The sequence below is a fragment of the Mucilaginibacter sp. genome, assembly GCF_036383575.1.
In the GTDB taxonomy this organism is placed as follows: Bacteria; Bacteroidota; Bacteroidia; order Sphingobacteriales; family Sphingobacteriaceae; genus Mucilaginibacter.
Map to the genome: position 1 here is coordinate 1 of NZ_DASVOB010000504.1, position 3,307 is coordinate 3,307.

General features: G+C 43.0%; 4 protein-coding genes. 3 read left to right on the forward strand and 1 reads right to left on the reverse strand.

Annotated elements, in window-relative coordinates; all coding sequences use genetic code 11:
• Positions 1-193 precede the first annotated feature (193 nt).
• Entirely contained in the window at positions 194-886 is a 693-nt protein-coding gene (locus tag VF500_RS17905) for an NUDIX hydrolase (protein WP_414688585.1), read from the reverse strand.
• Positions 887-1,015: 129 nt separating this feature from the next.
• Between VF500_RS17905 and pfkA the strand changes: the two genes are divergently transcribed.
• The 3 genes from pfkA to VF500_RS17920 all read left to right on the forward strand — a co-directional run.
• Positions 1,016-2,002 carry a 6-phosphofructokinase gene (gene pfkA, locus VF500_RS17910; RefSeq protein ID WP_330860989.1) on the forward strand — a complete coding sequence of 329 codons (987 nt, stop codon included), beginning with the start codon at positions 1,016-1,018 and terminating at the stop codon, positions 2,000-2,002.
• A 7-nt stretch (positions 2,003-2,009) separates the two neighbouring features.
• A complete protein-coding gene (locus tag VF500_RS17915; RefSeq protein ID WP_330860990.1) occupies positions 2,010-2,858 on the forward strand; it encodes a hypothetical protein in 849 nt (282 codons plus the stop codon).
• A gap of 6 nt (positions 2,859-2,864) precedes the next feature.
• Positions 2,865-3,307: glyceraldehyde 3-phosphate dehydrogenase NAD-binding domain-containing protein (locus VF500_RS17920; RefSeq protein WP_330860991.1), on the forward strand; the 443-nt coding region annotated here is incomplete at its 3' end.

Below are 3,307 nucleotides of genomic sequence, written 5' to 3' on the forward strand. Positions count from 1 at the left end.
TTCCGCTAATATCTTACTTCTCATCGCAGAGCACGTCATCTCATTTTTTTTCAGGAGAATCCTGATGGTTACTCGCAATGACGCTCGGAGAGGCCTGTTAAAAACAAAAAAGGTTGGAAAATCTCCCAACCCTTTCTTTTATCTCAAAAAAACTTCCTGACTCTTGACTCTTGATTTCCTGACTCTAACGCCGCTAAACCAAGTTCATCTCTCCCTGAAAAATCTTACCGTACTTACGTTTATCAAACTTGTATAGCTTGGCAGCACGATATGATACACCTTTCTGCTTCTCGTCCAGCTCTTTCAAAAAGCCGTAGCTCAGCATCTTTTTGCGGAAGTTGCGTTTATCCAGTTTCTTATCTAACACAGCCTCATAAAGCGACTGCAATTGTGTTAGCGTAAATTTTTCGGGCAATAGTTCAAACGCTATCGGCTGGTAATGCAGTCGGCGTTTTATTTTATTAAATCCTGTTTTAAAGATCTCTGTATGGTCGAAGGCCAGTTTGGGCAATTCGCTTACCGGGTGCCAGAACGCTTTTTTGGCGTATTGAGTAACCGGTCGTAATTCCTTTTGCCCGTTTATCCTGATCAATGCGTAATAGGCAACCGTAATTACACGGCCCTGCGGGTGACGGTTTACCTCGCCAAAAGTATGAAACTGTTGCATGTGCATATCCCGCAAGCCTGTAAGCTCATATAAGATCCGCTCGGCAGCATCGTCAATACTCTCGTCTTGCTCAACAATATAGCCAGGCAATGCCAGCCAGTCCTTGTACGGCTCCTCGTTCCTCTCAATAAGCAAAATTTTAAGCTCGCCGGCTTCAAAGCCGAATATCACGCAATCTATTGAGAATACGGAATCAAACTTGGGTAACATTAGTTCCAAACTATTAGTGAGATTTAGTTAATAAGTTTAAAGATATAGCCTTAATTCCTAATCCAAAAAAAAATAAATAAAATTTAATGGTGTAATCTACACACACTATCTTCGTAGCGTAAAATTAAGGAGCGAAAGATGCGTAAAATATCAAAGATCGGGGTTTTAACTTCAGGTGGTGATGCCCCCGGAATGAACCCTTGTATACGTGCAGTTGTCAGGACCGCGCTATACAACGGACTGGAAGTTGTAGGTATAAGGCAAGGTTATAAAGGCCTTATCGACAATGACATGTACGAAATGGACCGACGCTCGGTAAGTAATATCCTTAACCTTGGCGGCACCATTTTAAAAACCGCACGCTGCCTGCCTTTTAAAACCGACGAAGGTATGGAGCAGGCTTACCAACACGCTAAAGCCCGTGGCATTGATGCCCTGGTAGTTATTGGCGGCGACGGTACTTTTACGGGCGCCCTCCGCTTTTCGCGCAAATATCCCGACATTGCCGTTATGGGCGTACCGGGTACAATTGATAATGACCTTTGCGGTTCAACCTATACCCTAGGCTTTGATACCGCTACCAATACGGTTATCCAGGCCATTGATAAAATCCGTGATACTGCCGATGCGCACGACCGCCTTTTCTTTATTGAGGTGATGGGCCGCGATTCGGGCGCTATTGCTTTACGTGCCGGTATTTCATGCGGTGCCGAGGCTATTTTACTGCCTGAGCGTGCTACAGCTATTACCGATCTTATTGCCAACTTGAAAGAAGGCCATATGAACAAAAAATCATCAAGCATTGTAATTGTTGCCGAAGGCGATAAAAATGGCGGTGTTTATGACGTGGCAAAGGCTGTACAACAGGAAGTTAAAAATTACGACATAAAAGTTACTATCTTAGGCCACTTGCAACGGGGCGGTGCACCATCAAGCTTTGACCGTATTTTGGGCAGCAGGCTTGGTTTTGCAGCAGTTAACGCTTTAGTTGCCGGCGAGTCGCAAAAAATGGTAGGTTTGCAAGCCAATCATATTTTGCTAACAGACCTTGAAGCAGCACTTAACCACCATGAGTTTAAGCTTGAAGACGATCTTTTACAAATGATGGATATATTATCGATATAGATTATTAATGATTGCAGTTGTTTATAGCGGATCGTACTTTGCACATTGGAGGCTCACTGATAAGGGAAGAACTGTTGCTTCCTTTAAAACCAATGGCATTAACCCCTATTTTAACGACGAAAAGCATATCACCCAACTGCTCAATAAAAACATTAACCTCATACACCACGCCGAAGAAATAAAACGCATTTTTTTCTTCGGTGCCGGTGCCTCGTCAGACGAGCGAAAGCAGATAGTACACAACGCCTTTGCAACCTTCTTCAAGTTCGGCAAAATATCTATTGAACATGATATTGCCGGGGCGGCTATAGCCTGCTGTAAAAATGAACCCGGTATTGTAAGCATTTGCGGCAGCGGTACCAATGCCGCCTGGTATGACGGTAAACGTGTTTGGCCCAACAATTACGGTTTAGGTTATATCCTGGCCGATGAAGGCTCGGGCAACTGGCTGGGCAGGCAGCTCATTAAAGGCTTCATGAACGATACCCTGCCCCCAACCATCCGCAAAAAGTTTATTCATAAATATGATGCCGACCGTAAAAACCTGCTCGAAAAGGTTTATCGGCAAAAACAACCAGCTTTATTTTTAAGCTCATTTACTGATTTTTATCTCGATAACAAGAACGATCATCATCTGCAAAACGTCATAAAAAAAGGATTTAGCAAGCTAATTTCCACATATTTGTTACCTTTATATCAGCAACACCCGGGTACGTCTGTGCACTTTGCAGGCTCTGTTGCTTTTAATTTTCAGGAACACTTGTATGAAGCTGCCGCCGAAGCTGATCTGCAAATCACTAACATAATTAAAGAACCCATAAATAATTTATTAACCTACTATTCAAGTAAAAATTAAAAAATCATGAAAATAGGAATTAACGGTTTCGGCCGTATTGGCCGCCTGGCATTCAGGGCTGCAATTGAAAGACCAGACATTGAAGTTGTTGGTATTAATGACCTTGTTGAGCCAGATTACATGGCTTACATGTTAAAATACGATTCAACCCATGGTCAGTTCAAAGGTACTATTGCTGTTGAAGGCGGTCATTTGGTTGTTAACGGTAAAACCATCCGCGTTACTGCCGAAAAAGACCCTGCTAACCTTAAATGGGGTGAAGTAGGTGCTGAGGTTGTAATCGAATCAACCGGTTTGTTCTTAACTCAGGAAACTGCTCAAAAACACATCGACGCCGGTGCTAAAAAAGTAGTAATGAGCGCCCCTGCAAAAGATGATACCCCTACATTTGTAATGGGTGTTAACCACAAAGAATTGAAAGCCGATCAAAACATCGTTTCAAACGCTTC